The organism is Pseudomonas sp. GW821-FHT02H09, assembly GCF_059421425.1.
Window position 1 is genome coordinate 16453 of the sequence record NZ_JBWKVA010000004.1, and the last position, 16517, is coordinate 32969.

A 16517-nucleotide genomic window follows, 5' to 3' on the forward strand; every position below is an offset into this window, starting at 1 on the left:
ATCAGCGTGTAAAAAACAGCGCAAACAGACTTGAAACCAGCGACATGCGGGCGTTCGTCAAATAGCAACGGGGGGGGCGTCGATTCAGCCATCGGGGCCTGGTTGGTGGGGCACCGGTTGAGGAGCATCTGCGCCTTCCCCTCTACAAAGGTGCTGGCATCAGGCCCAGTGGCGTGGGTCGTTCATGACCGCCTCATGCTCGGCAAACAGCTTGGGCAGCTCCACCTTGAGAAAGTCCACCCAGGTTCTGACCTTGGCATCGAGGAAACGCCGCGATGGATAGACTGCGTAGACATGTCGTTCACGTAGGCGATAGGCCGGCAGCACACGCAGTAACTTGCCTTCGCTGACCGGACGGGTCGCGGTATAGAAAGGCAGCAGGCTGATGCCCATGCCCGCTTCAGAGGCCTTGACCATAGACTCGGCGACATTGCTCTGGAAGGTCTTGCCGGGTACGAGGCTGTACCCGCCCCGCTCGTCATGGAATACCCATTCATCGTGGTACAACGGATCGAGCATGCGTAAGCAGCGATGCTCATTCAGGTCCACAGGCACTCCCGGTACACCATGGCGTTGCAAGTATTGCGCGCAGGCGCAAGGCAGGCTGTAAATCTGCCCGATGACCTGTGCGACAAATTGCGAGTCGGCCAATTCCTGGGCAATCGAGATGACCACATCATGACCTTCTTCCAGCGGGTCCGGATTGCGCTGAGACAGGGTCAGCTCGAACACCACCTCAGGATGGAGCTCGCTATAACGGGCGATCAGCGGTGTGATCAGCACACCCAAACCGCTCAGGCTGTGCACCCGAAGCCGACCACTGGGGTTGAGATGGGCGTCGCGGGCTTCGGCGGTGGCTTCGTCCATTTCCTCGAGTATCTGCCGGCCACGCCGCAAAAAGCGCTCGCCGGCTTCGGTCAACCGCAGGCGCCGGGTGGTGCGTTGCAGCAGGCGCGCCTGCACATGCTGCTCCAGATCCGCCACCAACCGTGAAACTTGCGCGGTAGAGAAATCGAGTGCCTGCGCTGCTGCGGTAAAACTGCCGCTATCGACCACGCGGACGAATACCCGCAGGCTATTGAGCAGGTCCATATGCCCTCCGGGCGCACTGACTGTTGCGTTTCATGTAAGGCTGCATCAAGCAAACCCCTCTTTATCTACAACAGGCAAGGAATAGACTTCAGGCATCAGGATCACCAAGGAGAAAAATGAAATGAAAACGTTGATCAGTCTGTTTCTGGCAGTCATCGCCACCTCGGTCATGGCGGCCGGCGACGAACAAGTCCCTGCGACTCAGTACAACCCCGCGCAGCCACTCGATATCGCCAAGGTCATCTCGGTGTCGCCCACTGCAAACGCCTGCGAAGTGGTGCCCGCGACCATGGTCTATGTCGATCACCAGGGTGAAACCCATCGCCTGGTTTACCAGGTCATGGGCGGCTGCTCGGGCAACTCCTGATCAAGCCCGGGCAGCGCTACTCATGCGACAAGCCGCGCCGCATGCAATGCCAGTTCATGCAGGCTGGCCAGCCGTTGCATGATGCGTTCGACCACCTCCACCCTGGCCACCGCACCCGTGCGCAGCTCGCCCATTGAGTGCAACGCGACCTCGGCCTTCTCCAGCCCCAACCGGGTTGAAACCGTCAGGTGCTCGATGCCTTGCCGCGCGTCCTCGGCGGACTTTTCCAGGCCCGTAGCGATCTGCCTGATCTGAGCACTGGAGTCGGCGGCCTGGCGGGATAGATTGCGCACCTCGTCTGCCACCACCGCAAAACCTCGGCCATGGCTGCCGGCTCGTGCTGCCTCGATGGCGGCATTCAACGCCAGCAGATTGGTCTGTCGGGCGATGTCCTGAATGCTGCCGACAATGGAACCGATTCGTACCGACTGACTGCCCAGCTCGTCGAACACCTGATCCAGACGCTGCAAATAGAGGTTCAGATCACTCAGCACGCTCGCCGAAGATTGCATACTCTGCGCGCTGGACTTCACTCGCTCGCCCGCCGCCCGCGCCAACTGATCGGCGAAGCGCATGTCCTCCTCAGTCTGTAGCACCGCCTGGGTCAACTGCTCCAGGGTGGCCTGCACTTGTGCGCCCGGCCACGCAGGTTCGGGCACCTGCGTCAGCGTCTGCACCACGGCCACTGGCGCACTGAGCGCAGGCGGTTGCGGTTCGCGCTCCACGTCATCCTCGAGCACCACCACTGGCTGGCGGTGATAGAGCACGGCCCCGAGCAGCAATGCCAGATTTATCCCTGCGGCCAGCAACAGGCGCCCGCTATCGCCCCAGGCCAACACCACTGCACCTATGCCTGCTGCAGACAACAGCAACCCGGCCCAGACTTTTCGTGCCATATGAACCTCCATGCCGATCAACGCAGCGTCCAGGTGTAACTGAGGATCAGGCGGTTTTCGTCGATATCGCTGCGGTAGTTGGAGCGCGCCACGGCGTTGCGCACCCGCATCCCGAGCCCCTTCAAGGTTCCGCTCTGTACCACGTAGCCGAGATCGAGGTCGCGCTCGCGATCCTTGCCTTCGAAGCCCTTGCCGGTGTCGACGTTATTGCCTGTGATGTAACGCACTGTGCTAGTCAGACCGGGCAACCCCAAGGCCGCAAAATCGTAGTCGTAACGCACCTGCCAGGAACGCTCATCGGTGAAGGCGAACTCGTAGGTCGGTGCTTCGTTGCCCAGCGGCGAGACGTTGGCGAATACCCGTGGGAAGGCGCTATCGCCATACATCCCCTGATACCCGAGGTAGAAGGTATGGCCGCCGTGTCTGGCCGACAGCAAGGAGAAGAACGCCCGATTATCGATCGTGCCCAGCAGCTTTTTACCGTCTTCGCGGGCATCGTAGTAACCCAGATTGGCGCCCAGGGTCCAATCACCGAAAGGCTCGCTGTGTTTGAGGCCCAGGAAGCGCTGGCTGTAGATGTCCTCCAGTTGCCCATACCAGGCACTGACCGAGGTACGCTTGTTATTGAACGCGTAATCGGCGCCCGCATAATTGAAGCCATCACTGCTGACCTGGCGTTGCGGCAGATGACCGAGCATGGCCTGCAGTTTTTGCTCGCCAGCTTCGTTGCGCAGGCTGGTTGAGCTCAAATGACCGCCCTGCAGGGTCAGGCCATTGATCTCGCTGGAGGTGATGCTCGTGCCCTTGTAGCTGGGAGGTAGCAGACGGATATCGCTGAAGGCCAACACCGGGAGATTGGGTTGCAACTCGCCGACCCGCAGTTCGGTCTTCGAGTAACGCAGCTTCAGAGCAGCCTCCAGACGGCTGTAATCATTCGGCGCGCGACCATCGCCCTGCACCGGCAACAACCCGGTGTTGGCCCGGTCCGGGCTGCTGTCGAGCTTGAGGCCCAACAGCCCCATGGCATCCACGCCTACCCCGATCGGCCCTTGGGTATAACCCGATTTGAGGTTGAGGATAAAGCCTTGCGCCCACTCCTCGGTCTTCGACTGCTTGTTCGCCCCGACGATGTCGGAAAAGTCGCGGCTGAAGTAATAATTGCGTGCCTGCAGGGTGGCGCTGGCATCCTCGACAAAGCCACCCTCGGCGGCCATCAGGCCGCTGGAAAAACTCAAGGCGACAGCCAGGGACAACACTGAACGAGTTGCTGGAGAAGTCTGTTTCATCGTTTTGCTCTTATTGTTATTGATCGACAGGTTGCAGTGCTCCACCCGCATCGGTTTCGATGTGGATGTCTTGGATCTCAGCGCGCCACCTCCTCCTGGCCGCGGGTTATCCGAGTAACGGAGTCGGGTCGCCGGGCACTCAGCAACAGGTGCGTGGACATGCCGAAAATCAGCCCCCAGAAGGCAGCGGACAAACCAAACAGGGACATACCCGATGCCGTGGTGAGCAAGGTCACCAGCGCCGCCTCGCGGTCATTCGGTACCGCCATGGCCCCCGCCAGCGCACCTGCGATTGCGGCGAACAACGCCAGCCCGGCCAAGGCTGCGATCAGCTCTTTGGGGAAGGCGGAAAACAGCGAGACCAGAGTGGCGCCGAAGATGCCCAGCAGCAGGTAGCAAAGGCCACCCACCACCCCGGCGACATAACGTTTGCCTGGGTCTTCGTGGGCCTCACGCCCTGTGCATATAGCGGCGGTAATCGCCGCCAGATTCAGACCATGGCAGCCAAAGGGGGCAAGAAGCGCAGTACCCAGCGCGCTGCTGGCGATGATCGGGCTGGCCGGCGTGGCATAACCGCTGGCACGCAGAACCGCCATGCCCGGCACGAATTGACCGGTCAGCGCCACCATCACCAGTGGCAAGGCGATATTCAGGGTCGTGCTCAGGCTGAAATGCGGTGTGATCCACACCGGTGTGGCCAGGCCGATCACCAGCGCCTCGCGATGCAAGTCGCCCGCCAGCAAGGCGATGGAGCAACCGACCAGCAGTACCACCAACACCGCGTAACGCGGTATCACGCGCTTGCACACCAGGTAGGTGGCGAACATCGCCAGCACCAGTAGCGGCTTGCCTTGCAAGGACACGAACAACCCGGTACCGAAGCTGAACAGAATGCCGGCCAGCATCGCCGCCGCGATCGCCGCTGGCAGCTTGCTGATAATCCGGTCGAAGGCACCTGATACCCCCACCACAAAGATGATCAGACTGCTGATCAGGTAGGCGCCCACCGCCTCGTGCATGGAAATGCCCGGCAGCAGTGCCACCAGCAGCGCCGACCCGGGTGCCGACCAGGCGATGATCAGCGGTACGCGGTAACGCAGGCTCAGGCCGATGCCAAGCAATGCACTGCCAATGGAAATGGCCCACACCCAGGACGACAACACGTCACGTGGCAGATGGGCAGTCTCGGCCGCCTGAAAAATGATCACCAAAGGCCCGGCATAGGAAATCACCGTGGCGATAAACCCGGCGACCGCGGCGGACAGGGAAAAGTCGTGGAGCAACGCTTTCATGGGACCTCGCCGCAAGGCTCATCAGGCGATCCGTGGCACGCGGCCCGGATGCTCTTGTCAGGGGGAAATCGATTGATTCAGGAGCAACCGGGGAACACGGCGAACGCCATGCTCCCCTTCATCAGCCTCAGGCCCTGGCCGTAATCAGCGCGGACGCAACGCTGTTGGCACGACGCTGGCTACTGATGGCGAACAAGGTCATGGCGATGGCCGCGATCGCCCCCGGCAAGGCAAAGGCCATGAAGTTAAGCTGCAACGGCAGGCTGATACCCAGCAGAGCGCCGCCCAACAGCGGACCGACGATGGCACCGTTGCGACCGATACCCGACGCCCAACCCAGCCCGGTGGAGCGAATAGCCATGGAGTAGAACTGTGCGGCACAGGCATACAGCAGGATTTGCGAACCGATGGTGGTGGCGCCGGCGATGGCGATCAGCAGGTAAAGTACCGGCGTCGGGCTCTTGAAGCCGAGCAAGGTGATTGACACTGCAGCGATGGTGAAGAACACCGCCAATACCCGTGGCAGATTGAGTTTGTCGCCCAACATCCCGCCGCCCACCGCGCCGAAGATTGCACCGAAGTTCAGCGCCAGCAGGAAAGACAGGCTCGAGCCCAGGCTGTAACCGGCGTTGGCCATCAGTTTGGGTAGCCAGGAACTCAGTGCGTAGACCATCAGCAGGCAGCAGAAAAAAGCCACCCAGAGCATCAGCGTGCGCAGTGCACGGCCTTCGCGAAACAATTGCAGGACGGGAGTGCCGGTGCCTTTCACTTCCGTCATGTGCAGACGGTCGCTGTCTTGCCAGGCATAGCCAGGATCCACGCGTTCGAGGATTTTGCGCGCCTCGTCATTGCGCCCCTGACGCAGCATGAAACCCACCGACTCGGGCAGGAAGTACATAATCAACGGCAACAGCAGCAACGGCAGAACCGCCACATAAAACACCGCCTGCCAACCGAAGCTGGGGACCAATACGATGCCCAGGCCAGCGGAGAGCATGCCGCCCACCGAATAGCCGCTGAACATGATCGCCACCAGCGTGCTGCGGATTTTCTTCGGCGCGTATTCGTTCATCAGCGCCACCACGTTGGGCATCACGCCGCCAATGCCCAGACCGGCAATGAAACGGCAGATACCAAACTGCGTGGGGCTGCTGGCAAAACCATTGAGCACGGTAAAGCCGCTAAACAGGATGACGCACAGGGTGATGGTTTTCTTTCGCCCGATCTTGTCCGAGAGCGGCCCGAAAAACAGCGCACCGAACATCATGCCGAACAGCGCATAACTGCCCAGCGCCCCAGCCTCCAGCGGGCTCAACCCCCACTCTTTCATCAGCATGGGCAAGACAACGCCATAGATCACCAGGTCGTAGCCATCGAAGATGATGATCAGGGCACACCAGAACAACACCATCCAGTGGAAACGGTTGAAGCGCGCGTTGTCGATAACTTCATGTACGTCGATATTTCGCATGGCGTCTGTCTCTTGTTGTTATTTTTAGAACTGCATGGGTAAACCCCGAAACCCTCGTCGCCACCCACCACCGACAGGGTCACGCGGGTGATACAGCAGGCGTCATCCCCGGCACCTTGCTTGAGCATGTGCGGCATTGCCGCGTGGCAGCTCCTCGATTGTTCTTGTTCAGGCCATGTGAGGTTATGAAGGCGAAGCGAGGGGCGATATCCGCTTTGTGCAGATCGCTATCCGTTTTGTGCAGGGGGGGTGAAATGCCAAGCCAGGACTCACCGGCGCGGGTAAGCGCCCTTGCGCCGGGTTGCAGCCAGGCATCAACGCCGGCATTTACCCGAACGCACCTCTCACCTACCCGATCGGGTTATGGCGCGATTGCAGGCGCTGCTTGAAAGTGAGCCTGGCAGCTCGCCCCGAGCGCAAGAACAACAATAAGGTGGGACTGATATGCGCAAAATCTTCGCAGCAGTACTCAGCGCGGCACTGGCCGCAATACCCGCGCTCAGCCATGGCGCGGATGCGCCCGGCAACACGCTGCGGCTGTACAACTGGGCGGATTACATTGGCGAAAACACCATCGCCAACTTCGAAAAGGCCACCGGCATCAAGGTGACCTACGACACCTTTGATTCTTACGAAACCGTCCAGGGCAAGCTGTTGCCGGGCCGCTCCGGCTACGATCTGGTGGTGCTCAACGCCGCCCTGGTGCCCCTGCTGATCAAGGCCAAGGTATTCCAGCCACTGGACAAGACGCTGTTGCCCAGCTGGCGGAATCTCGACCCGCATGTACTCAAGAGCCTGGAAAACTACGACCCCGGCGTGACCTATTCGGCGCCCTATACCTGGGGCAGCAACGGCGTGACCTACAACGTCAGCAAGATCAAGGAACGCATGCCGGACGCCCCCATCGGTTCGCTGGCGATGATCTTCGACCCCAAAGTCGTGTCACATTTTGCTGACTGTGGCGTGACCTTGATCGATTCGCCCACCGACATCATCCCGTTGGCGCTGACCTATCTGGGCCGCGACCCCAATAGTGTCGAGCCGAAGGACCTCAAGGCTGCGCAGGAGGTGCTGATGGCGGTGCGTCCCTATATTCGCAAATTCGATTCGACCGGTTACCTCAACGGCCTGGCCAATGGTGACCTGTGCCTGTCCACCACCTGGTCCGGCGACTACGCCACCGCCCAGGCACGCGCCCAGGAAGCCGGAGCGAAGATCAAGCTCGACTACTTCATTCCCAAGGAAGGTTCGCTGATCTGGTTCGATGACTTCTACATCCCGGCCGATGCACCCAACGTAGCCAATGCCCACAAATTCATCGAATACCTGCTGCAGCCGCAGGTGATCGCCGAGGTCAGCGACTACATCCGCTATGCCAACAGCAACAAAGCCGCGACGGCACTGGTGACCGCGGACATTCGCGACAACCCGGCGATCTACCCGGACCCGGAAACCCTCAAGCGCCTGTTCACCCAGAAGACCCAGTCGCAGGCAAGCGTCCGTCTGATCACCCGCACCTGGAATATGGTGAAGACCGGTAAATGACGCCGCTCCCTGCGCCGAAAGATTTCCACCCCACAGTTATTCCGAAGGTGAAGGCTATGCCAACTCAATCCCCAGCGTTCTTTGCGCAATTTGACCAGGAAAAACTGGTCGCCGCCGACAAGGCGCACTACATGCACGGCTTCCACATGTTCGACGAGCATCGCGAACAAGGCTCATTGAACATTGCCGCAGGCGATGGCGCCTATATCTACGACACCGCCGGCAATCGCTACCTCGACGCCGTCGGCGGCATGTGGTGCACCAACATCGGCCTGGGGCGCGAGGAAATGGCCGAGGCCATCGCCAATCAGGTGCGCCAGCTGGCCTACTCGAACCCGTTCTGCGACATGGCCAACGTCACCGCCATCGCGCTCTGCGAGAAGCTCGCCAACCTGGCCCCCGGCGACCTCGATCATGTGTTCCTGACCACCGGCGGCTCGACTGCCGTAGACACCGCCTACCGGTTAGTCCAGTTCTACCAGAACAGCCGTGGCAAGCACGAAAAGAAGCACATCATCTCGCGGATCAACGCCTACCACGGCTCGACCTTCCTGACCATGTCGATCGGCAACAAGGCCGCCGACCGCGCGCCTGAATTCGACTTCATGAGCGACCTGTTCCACCACGTCTCTTGCCCCAACTATTACCGGGCACCGAAAGGCATGAGCGAAGCGGACTTCCTCGACTTCCTGGTCAACGAGTTCGAAGACAAGATTCTCACCATTGGCCCCGACAACGTTGCGGCATTCTTCGCCGAGCCCGTCATGGGCTCGGGCGGCGTGATCATCCCGCCTGAGGGTTATCACCGCCGTATGTGGGAAGTCTGCCAGCGCTACGACATGCTCTATGTCGCCGACGAAGTGGTGACCTCGTTCGGTCGGCTGGGCAAGTTCTTCGCCTCAGAAGAAGTGTTCGGTATGCAACCGGACATCATCACCACTGCCAAGGGACTGACCTCGGGCTACCTGCCGCTGGGTGCCTGCATCTTCTCCAGGCGCATCTGGCAGGTGATCGGCGAACCCGGCAAGGGCCGCTGTTTCACCCATGGTTTCACCTACAGCGGGCATCCGGTCAGCTGTATCGCGGCGCTGAAGAACATTGAAATTATCGAACGTGAAAACCTGCTGGCCCACGTCGAAAATGTCGGTAGCTACCTGGAGGAGCGCCTGCAGACCCTCGCCAACCTGCCACTGGTGGGTAACGTGCGCTGCAAACGACTGATGGCGTGTATCGAATTCGTCGCCGACAAACAGAGCAAGGTGCTCTTCCCGGACGCACTGAACATCGGCGAGAAAATCCACCTGCGGGCACAAGCCAAAGGCTTGATGGTGCGTCCTATCGGGCACCTGAACGTGATGTCGCCGCCGCTGATCATCACTCACGCACAGGTTGATGAGGTGCTCCGGATCCTGCGCGAATGCATCCTGGATACCGCCGATGAACTCAAGCGCAGCGGTCAGTACCAGGGCCAATGAGCTACCGGCAATATATGGCGGAAAAAAGGCTGCCTGGCGTTTTGCCTGCAACGTGCCCGGCGAGTAGACTGCCGGGCATGACCGATACCCCAAGCGATATGTCTACCGCGCTCCCTCTCCAGGCTTTTCAGACCTGGCATGGCGGGCTGGCGACGGCCTTCATGGCGATAGATGACGCCACCTTCCTCGAACATCTGGCGGCGGCGCTCAACGGTTTGACGCCCATCGAGTCGATGATGATCAGCCTTGAACGCAAAGGCCTGCCGCCGCAACTGCTGCACCAGCGAGGCATCCCGCGCGATCACCGCGACGACATCATCAACCGCTACTTCTCCCGTGGTTACCTGCTTGATCCGTTCTGTCTGGCCGTGGAAAACGGCCTCGCCGAAGGCTTCTACCACCTCTCGGAAATCGCTCCGGATGATTTCTTCAGCAGTGAGTATTACAAGACTTACTACCTCAAGAGCGGCGCCGTGGAAGACTGCTACTACATCGTCGACCTCGACCGGCAGAGCAAGATTTCGCTGTCCATGTTCCAGGGCCTGAGCACCACACCCTTCAATGCGCAACAACTGGGACTGATGCGTGCCGTAGAGCCAATGGTCCGCGAACTGCTGCGCCGTTTCGGCACCACCGGAGGCCTGCGGAGCCTGTTTGCAGAGGCCGAACGGGACACCCCACCTGGCCCGCAGACCAGCCTCAACCAGCAAATCGAAGCCGCTTTCATGAACTTCGGTAGCGCCCTGCTGACCGTACGTGAACGCGAGATCGCTCACCTGATCCTGCGTGGCCATTCGGTAAAATCCACCGCGCGGGTACTGAGTATCTCTCCGGAAACCGTGCGCATGCACCGCAAGAATCTCTACACCAAGCTGGAAATCAGCTCGCAGGCGGAGTTGTTTTCACTGTTCATCGACTGGTTGACCCAGAACCGGGAGACCCGAGTAGCCTGACGCCGAGCCGGCCATATCGGCACTCAACCTGGCGGGCCTGCCCCCTCCTCGGCGGTCATGCAGCACGTTGCGATGGCTTGCCTGCGTGCACTAACCCAGCAACTGACTCAACGCTGCGCGCAACTTTCCGGGTTTGACCGGTTTGTTCAACAGCGGTGCGCCGAGTTTTTGCAACGAGCGTCGACACTGATCACTGCGGTCAGCCGTGATGATGACGGCCGGGATAGGCCGGGCAAAATGTTCGCGCAGATGCTTGACCACCTCACAGCCGACGACGCCGTGATCCAGGTGAAAGTCCGCCAGAATCAGTTCCGGTGCCCGCCCTTGCAACGCCTGCAGTGCGCTGACCTCGTCGGTCGCCGTCACCACCTCACAGCCCCACTGCCCGAGCAGTGCGCTCATGCTTTCAAGGATGCTCAATTCGTTGTCCAGCACCAGCAAACGTCGGCCCGGCAAGGGGTTGCCCGTACCTGGCTGCGGCGCTGCCTGACTGATGGGCAGCGGCACTTCACGGGAGATCGGCACGTCAATGCTGAACATCGAGCCGCGTCCCGGCCGTGAGTGAACCTGGACCCGATAGCCGAGGATTTTCGCGATGCGCTCGACGATGGCCAGACCCAGTCCCACCCCCTTGCGGTCGGCAGCGCGGCCGACGTCCAGTTGGTTGAACTCAAGGAAAATTGAATCCAGCCGGTCGGCGGCGATACCGCGACCGGTGTCCCAGACTTCCAGGCGCAGGCAATTGCCCCGCCGTCTGGCGCCGAGCAGGATGCTGCCCCGATCGGTATAGCGGCAGGCATTGCTGAGGAAGTTGCGCATGATCCGTGTCATCAGCCGCAAGTCGGTACGTACGGCAAAATCGCCAATGCGTACCCGCAGGTTCAAACCGGACGCCTCGGCGACTGACTGGAATTCCGAGACCAGCGGCGTGAGCAATTCATCGAGGCGGTAAAGCGCGATGTCCGGTTTGACCGCGGCCTGATCGAGTTTGGAGATATCCAACAGGTCCGTGAGCAAGTCTTCGGCCCCTTCCAGAGCCTGATGGGTGCGCTCGACCAACACCTGTTCGACGTCCGGCAAATCCCGCTCGCGCAAGGTCGAAATCAACAAGCGTGCGGCGTTCAGCGGTTGCAGCAAGTCATGGCTGGCGGCGGCCAGGTATTTGTCCTTGCTGCGATTGGCGGCCTGGGCGGCATCCCGGGCCTCGCGTAAGGCGTGTTCGATCTGTTCGCGCCGGGCGATCTGCTGTTGCAGATTGCGGTTGGCTTCCAGCAACTCGTCGGTGCGCGCCGCGACACGTTGCTCCAGTTCATCATTGAGTTGTTGCAGACGTTGCTGGGCCAGTTTGCGTTCGGTGATATCGGTGACAAAGCCTTCTACCAGCCCATCCTGATCGGGTTTGAGCAGCAGGTTCATCAGCACATCGAGACAACTGCCATCCTTGCGCCGCAGCTGTGTTTCGTAACCAAGCAGGCTGCGCTGGCGTTGCAAGGTCTCGCCGATGGACTGCAATTGGGCGACACCGCCAATAAACAGATTGCCGGCCAGATCCTTCAGGGAAAACAACACTTCCTGTGGATCTTCGTAGCCGAGCATTCGTGCCAGTGCCGGGTTGGCAGCGCGCATCCCTTCTTGCAGGCTGGCCTGGAAAATACCGTGTACCGCATGCTCGAACAGCCATTTATAGCGATTGCGCTCGGTCTCCAGATCATCCAGACGCGCCGCCAGCTCCGGGTAATGGCTCTTGCGCGCCGAATGGCTGCCCAGCCCCAACAGCCCGGCCAGAGCACGCTGTTGTTCGTCAGAGGGCTTCGCCATAGACGACCTCGACATCACGCTGGCTCGACTCGCGCGGATTGGTAAGGATGCACGGGTCGTCCATGGCGTGCTGCGAGAGGAACGGAATGTCCGCCATGCTGACGCCGTGCAAGCCGAGGGTTTCATGGAAACCGATCGAGTGTTTGAGGGCGATCAGATGTTCCACCAGTCGCCCACAGATCTGCCGGTGATTGAGGCCACGACAGTCGATACCGAAGGTCTCGGCAATCACCTTGAAGCGCTCCGGTGCCGAGCTGTAGTTGAACGCCACCACATGCTCGACCAGCACCGCGTTGCACAGCCCATGGGGCAGATCAAGAAAGCCGCCCAGGCTGTGGGACATGGCATGCACCGCACCGAGAATCGCATTGGAGAACGCCAGCCCGGCCTGCATGCTGCCAAGCATGATTTTTTCCCGCAGCGCGATGTCTGAGGGGTTGGCGATCATTTGCAGCAGATTGCCGTTGATCAGGCGCATCGCCTCCAGCGCATGAGGATCGGTCAACGGCCCGTGACCCGTGGAAACGAAGGCTTCGATGGCGTGCACCAGGGCATCGATGCCGGTACAGGCAGACAGGAACGGGTCCATGCTCAGGGTGGTTTCCGGGTCGATCAATGACACGTCCGGCACCACCGCTTTGCTGACGATGGAGAACTTCATCCGCTCCTGCTGATTGGAAATGATCACGAATTGCGAGACGTCGGCCGAAGTACCGGCCGTGGTCGGGATCAAAATCAGCGGCGGGCTCGGCACCCGAATGGTGTCCACGCCTTCGAACTCAAGAATGCTGCGCCCGTGAGCGACAACGATACCGATGCCTTTGCCGCAGTCCATCGGGCTACCGCCGCCGACGGCGACGATCACATCGCAGTGGTTTTCCCGGTACATCTCGGCACCCAGCATGACCTCTTCCGCCCTGGGGTTGGGCGAGACCGCGCTGTACAAGCAGTAGTCGATACCTTGAGCCTGCAGGCTGGCTTCGATATCGGCGACCCAACCGGCGGCGATCACCCCGGGATCACTGACCACCAGGACCTTGCGTGCACCGAAGGTTTTTGCGTAGTTGCCGACGTTATGCCGGCAACCGGCACCAAAGATGATTTCAGGAGAAACGAATTTACGCAGCTGGCTGAGGTTCTGGCTCATGGAAAGCCTTTTTTATTGTTTTGAAGATAAACGCCAGCCTAAAGCATCTTGTTACGAATGCAATGAGACCAATGGGTAGCCTGTCATGCCGCTTTCGCGGGCAAACCCCAATGCCGGTGTAGGAGCGAGCTTGCTCCGGGCGGCGTTCCGACGATGGACCTGAGTGCGACGCGTTTATCCAGAAAATCCGCGTTACCGTTAACGTCCATATCGCGAGCAAGCTCGCTCCTACAGGGATTACAGGTCGATATCCATCCCATCGAATGCCACTTCAATCCCGCGCCGCTCCAGCAGTGCGCGCTCGGCCGAGTCTTCGTCGAGGATCGGGTTGGTGTTGTTGATATGGATGAGAATCTTGCGCTGTTCGGGAAAACCCTCGAGCACCTCGAGCATTCCGCCGGGCCCGCTTTGCGGCAAATGCCCCATCTCGCTGCCGAGTTTGTCACCGACTTCACTGACGCGCATTTCATCGTCGCGCCAGAGGGTGCCGTCCACCAGTAGACAGTCGGCGCGGTGCATCCAGTCGAGCAAGTGGTCGTCGACTTGTCCAAGCCCCGGGGCGTAGAACAGGCTGCGACCGCTGCGCAGGTCTTCGATAAACAACCCGATGTTGTCGCCAGGTTGTGGATTGCCGCGATGGGGCGAATACGGTGGCGCGCTGCTGCGTAAGGCAATGGCCCGCAGTTGCAGGTGGCTACAGGCGGGAATGCTGAACGGTTCGCCGCTCAAGCCGATGGGCTGCCACTGCAGCCCGCCATTCCAGTGGCTCAGCATGGTGAACAACGGAAAACCGCTGCTCAGGTCCTGATGGACCATCTCGGTACACCAGACCTGATGCGGGCAGCCTTCGCGCAGGCTCAGCAAGCCGGTGCAATGGTCGATCTGGCTGTCCAGCAGGATCACCCCGGCAATCGCCGTATCACGCAACTGGCGGGCCGGTTGCAGCGGTGGGAATGATTCCAGCTGAACCCGAATGTCCGGCGAAGCGTTGCACACAATCCAGTCCACACCGTTATCGCTCAGGGCAATCGAAGACTGCGTACGCCGTTGCGCCCGCAGGCTGGCATTACGTACGCCTGCGCAATTGCGGCAGTTGCAGTTCCATTGCGGGAAACCACCGCCAGCGGCGGAGCCAAGAATCCGGATGTGCATAGGGCAGCGCTCCAATGTGCAGGCCCCGGCCAATGCAGGGATTGGCCGGGAAAACGATCAACGGCTGGCGAAATACATGGTCACTTCAAAGCCAATACGCAGATCGGTAAACGCGGGTTTAGTCCACATGGGTCAATCCTCTTCTTATGCCGGGCAATTCCGGTAGAGGCATTAATACACGGGCTGTGGCGCGACCGAATGCTACTTTCGAAGGAGGTTGCGGGGTGCATTGGTAGGGGGTGTTGGCGGGGGTGTCAGGCAAGCCCCATTCGCGGGCTTGCCTCCTGTAGGAGCGAGCTTGCTCGCGATGAACCTGAGGACGACGCGTTCATTCAGACAGCACGCGTTATCGTTAACGTCCATCGCGAGCGAGCTCGCTCCTACAGGGGTGTCCGCTAGATCAGAAGAACCCCAACGGGTTGATGTCGTAGCTGACCAGCAGGTTTTTGGTCTGCTGGTAATGGTCGAGCATCATCTTGTGGGTTTCACGACCGACACCGGACTTTTTATAGCCGCCGAACGCGGCGTGCGCCGGGTACAGGTGGTAGCAGTTGGTCCAGACACGCCCGGCCTTGATCGCCCGGCCCATGCGGTAGGCACGGTTGATGTCACGGGTCCAGAGACCGGCACCGAGACCGAACTCGCTGTCGTTGGCAATCGCCAGGGCTTCGGCTTCGTCCTTGAAGGTGGTCACGCCGACCACCGGGCCGAAGATTTCTTCCTGGAACACACGCATTTTGTTGTGCCCCTTGAGCAATGTCGGCTGGATGTAATAGCCGCTGGACAGGTCACCCTCAAGCCGCTCGGCAGCGCCACCGGTGAGCAGTTCAGCACCCTCCTCCTGAGCGATTTTCAGATAGGACAGGATCTTGTCGTATTGCTGCTCGGACGCCTGGGCGCCGACCATGGTGTCGGTGTCCAGTGGATTGCCGCGCTTGATCTTGACGATTTTTTTCATCACCTCGGCCATGAACGGTTCGTAGATCGACTCCTGCACCAGCGCCCGCGACGGACAGGTGCAAACCTCGCCCTGATTGAAGAATGCCAACACCAGGCCTTCGGCGGCTTTTTCGATGAACTGAGGCTCGGCGTTCATGATGTCTTCGAAGAAAATGTTCGGCGACTTGCCGCCCAGCTCCACGGTGCTCGGAATGATGTTCTCGGCGGCGCAATGCATGATGTGCGCGCCCACCGGGGTAGAACCGGTGAAGGCGATCTTGGCGATGCGCTTGCTGGTGGCCAGGGCTTCACCGGCTTCGCGACCGAAGCCCTGAACGATGTTCAAGACGCCCGCCGGCAGTAAATCAGCGATCAGTTCAGCAAACACCATGATCGACAGTGGCGTCTGCTCGGCCGGTTTGAGCACCACGCAGTTGCCGGCCGCCAGCGCCGGAGCGAGTTTCCAGGCAGCCATCAGCAGCGGGAAGTTCCACGGAATGATCTGCCCGACCACGCCCAGCGGTTCGTGGAAATGGTAGGCGGCGGTCAGTTCGTTGATTTCGGCTGCGCCGCCTTCCTGAGCACGGATGCAACCGGCGAAATAGCGGAAGTGATCGGCGGCCAGCGGCACGTCGGCGTTCAGGGTTTCGCGTACGGCCTTGCCGTTGTCCCAGGTTTCGGTGACCGCAAGGACCTCCAGATTCTGTTCGATGCGCTCGGCGATTTTCAACAGCACCAGGGAGCGGTCCTGAACCGAAGTCTTGCCCCAGGCATCGGCTGCGGCATGGGCAGCGTCCAGTGCCTTGTCGATATCGGCGGCGCTGGAGCGAGGGAACTCGGCAATCACTTCGCCCGTCACCGGAGAGGTGTTGGTGAAGTATTCGCCATTGACCGGTGCGACGAACTCACCGCCGATGAAGTTGCCGTAGCGTGGTTTGAAAGACACAACGGCGCCTGGTGTTCCGGGTTGAGCATAAATCATGGTGGGCCTCTATTTGGGTCGATGCCTGTCGGGCGGACAGGCGATGAATCGATGGTAGAGAGCCCCGCGTGCCGGACGAATGCGCCGTTGGCAGGGGGGACT

The 16517-nt window shown here is 60.3% G+C and carries 13 protein-coding genes and 1 pseudogene; 4 read left to right on the top strand and 10 right to left on the bottom strand.

What is annotated here, in order from left to right; translation table 11 throughout:
* Window positions 1-159: 159 nt before the first annotated feature.
* Window positions 160-1092, bottom strand: a complete 933-nt coding sequence (locus AC07VR_RS06460) for a LysR family transcriptional regulator (RefSeq protein WP_495010748.1) — start codon at window positions 1090-1092, stop codon at window positions 160-162.
* Between the two features lie 121 nt (window positions 1093-1213).
* On the opposite strand from AC07VR_RS06460, the gene AC07VR_RS06465 reads away from it, so the two are divergent.
* Window positions 1214-1459, top strand: a complete 246-nt coding sequence (locus tag AC07VR_RS06465) for a DUF2790 domain-containing protein (RefSeq protein ID WP_494992816.1) — start codon at window positions 1214-1216, stop codon at window positions 1457-1459.
* A 20-nt stretch (window positions 1460-1479) separates the two neighbouring features.
* Here the strand turns inward: AC07VR_RS06465 and AC07VR_RS06470 are convergent.
* The 4 genes and pseudogenes from AC07VR_RS06470 to AC07VR_RS06485 all read right to left on the bottom strand — a co-directional run.
* Window positions 1480-1857 (bottom strand): annotated as a pseudogene (locus AC07VR_RS06470) (methyl-accepting chemotaxis protein); the annotation flags it as partial.
* A 515-nt stretch (window positions 1858-2372) separates the two neighbouring features.
* On the bottom strand, window positions 2373-3641 hold the full coding sequence (locus AC07VR_RS06475; protein ID WP_495010749.1) for an OprD family porin: 1269 nt from the start codon (window positions 3639-3641) through the stop codon (window positions 2373-2375).
* Between the two features lie 77 nt (window positions 3642-3718).
* Window positions 3719-4933: a benzoate/H(+) symporter BenE family transporter gene (locus tag AC07VR_RS06480; RefSeq protein ID WP_495010750.1), complete on the bottom strand. Its 1215-nt coding sequence runs from the start codon at window positions 4931-4933 to the stop codon at window positions 3719-3721.
* Window positions 4934-5060: 127 nt separating this feature from the next.
* A complete protein-coding gene (locus AC07VR_RS06485) occupies window positions 5061-6404 on the bottom strand; it encodes an aromatic acid/H+ symport family MFS transporter (RefSeq protein WP_495010751.1) in 1344 nt (447 codons plus the stop codon).
* A gap of 444 nt (window positions 6405-6848) precedes the next feature.
* Between AC07VR_RS06485 and AC07VR_RS06490 the strand changes: the two genes are divergently transcribed.
* The 3 genes from AC07VR_RS06490 to AC07VR_RS06500 all read left to right on the top strand — a co-directional run bounded on the left by AC07VR_RS06490 (window position 6849) and on the right by AC07VR_RS06500 (window position 10377).
* Window positions 6849-7949, top strand: a complete 1101-nt coding sequence (locus tag AC07VR_RS06490; protein ID WP_495010752.1) for a polyamine ABC transporter substrate-binding protein — start codon at window positions 6849-6851, stop codon at window positions 7947-7949.
* 56 nt (window positions 7950-8005) lie between these two features.
* Window positions 8006-9424 (top strand): aminotransferase, encoded by a 1419-nt coding sequence (locus tag AC07VR_RS06495; protein ID WP_495010753.1) that lies wholly within the window; start codon window positions 8006-8008, stop codon window positions 9422-9424.
* Window positions 9425-9501: 77 nt separating this feature from the next.
* On the top strand, window positions 9502-10377 hold the full coding sequence (locus AC07VR_RS06500) for a helix-turn-helix domain-containing protein (RefSeq protein WP_495010754.1): 876 nt from the start codon (window positions 9502-9504) through the stop codon (window positions 10375-10377).
* 90 nt (window positions 10378-10467) lie between these two features.
* On the opposite strand, the gene AC07VR_RS06505 is transcribed toward AC07VR_RS06500, so the two are convergent.
* From AC07VR_RS06505 to exaC, 5 genes are all read right to left on the bottom strand, one after another.
* Window positions 10468-12195, bottom strand: a complete 1728-nt coding sequence (locus AC07VR_RS06505) for a PAS domain-containing hybrid sensor histidine kinase/response regulator (protein WP_494992812.1) — start codon at window positions 12193-12195, stop codon at window positions 10468-10470.
* Window positions 12179-13342 (bottom strand): alcohol dehydrogenase-like regulatory protein ErcA, encoded by a 1164-nt coding sequence (gene ercA / locus AC07VR_RS06510; RefSeq protein WP_494992811.1) that lies wholly within the window; start codon window positions 13340-13342, stop codon window positions 12179-12181. Before ercA ends, AC07VR_RS06505 begins: the two co-directional genes overlap by 17 nt.
* Window positions 13343-13579: 237 nt before the next feature.
* Window positions 13580-14494 carry a pyrroloquinoline quinone biosynthesis protein PqqB gene (gene pqqB / locus AC07VR_RS06515; protein WP_495010755.1) on the bottom strand — a complete coding sequence of 305 codons (915 nt, stop codon included), beginning with the start codon at window positions 14492-14494 and terminating at the stop codon, window positions 13580-13582.
* A 57-nt stretch (window positions 14495-14551) separates the two neighbouring features.
* Window positions 14552-14623 (bottom strand): pyrroloquinoline quinone precursor peptide PqqA, encoded by a 72-nt coding sequence (pqqA, locus tag AC07VR_RS06520; RefSeq protein WP_010209364.1) that lies wholly within the window; start codon window positions 14621-14623, stop codon window positions 14552-14554.
* A gap of 271 nt (window positions 14624-14894) precedes the next feature.
* On the bottom strand, window positions 14895-16415 hold the full coding sequence (gene exaC, locus AC07VR_RS06525; RefSeq protein WP_495010756.1) for an acetaldehyde dehydrogenase ExaC: 1521 nt from the start codon (window positions 16413-16415) through the stop codon (window positions 14895-14897).
* Between the last annotated feature and the right edge of the window lie 102 nt (window positions 16416-16517).

Excerpts from the sequence above, each read along its gene's own strand:
- AC07VR_RS06460 (WP_495010748.1), bottom strand. The coding sequence starts at position 1,092 with ATGGACCTGCTCAATAGCCTGCGGGTATTCGTCCGCGTGGTCGATAGC.
- AC07VR_RS06465 (WP_494992816.1), top strand. The coding sequence starts at position 1,214 with ATGAAAACGTTGATCAGTCTGTTTCTGGCAGTCATCGCCACCTCGGTC.
- AC07VR_RS06475 (WP_495010749.1), bottom strand. The coding sequence starts at position 3,641 with ATGAAACAGACTTCTCCAGCAACTCGTTCAGTGTTGTCCCTGGCTGTC.
- AC07VR_RS06480 (WP_495010750.1), bottom strand. The coding sequence starts at position 4,933 with ATGAAAGCGTTGCTCCACGACTTTTCCCTGTCCGCCGCGGTCGCCGGG.
- AC07VR_RS06485 (WP_495010751.1), bottom strand. The coding sequence starts at position 6,404 with ATGCGAAATATCGACGTACATGAAGTTATCGACAACGCGCGCTTCAAC.
- AC07VR_RS06490 (WP_495010752.1), top strand. The coding sequence starts at position 6,849 with ATGCGCAAAATCTTCGCAGCAGTACTCAGCGCGGCACTGGCCGCAATA.
- AC07VR_RS06495 (WP_495010753.1), top strand. The coding sequence starts at position 8,006 with ATGCCAACTCAATCCCCAGCGTTCTTTGCGCAATTTGACCAGGAAAAA.
- AC07VR_RS06500 (WP_495010754.1), top strand. The coding sequence starts at position 9,502 with ATGACCGATACCCCAAGCGATATGTCTACCGCGCTCCCTCTCCAGGCT.
- AC07VR_RS06505 (WP_494992812.1), bottom strand. The coding sequence starts at position 12,195 with ATGGCGAAGCCCTCTGACGAACAACAGCGTGCTCTGGCCGGGCTGTTG.
- ercA (WP_494992811.1), bottom strand. The coding sequence starts at position 13,342 with ATGAGCCAGAACCTCAGCCAGCTGCGTAAATTCGTTTCTCCTGAAATC.
- pqqB (WP_495010755.1), bottom strand. The coding sequence starts at position 14,494 with ATGCACATCCGGATTCTTGGCTCCGCCGCTGGCGGTGGTTTCCCGCAA.
- exaC (WP_495010756.1), bottom strand. The coding sequence starts at position 16,415 with ATGATTTATGCTCAACCCGGAACACCAGGCGCCGTTGTGTCTTTCAAA.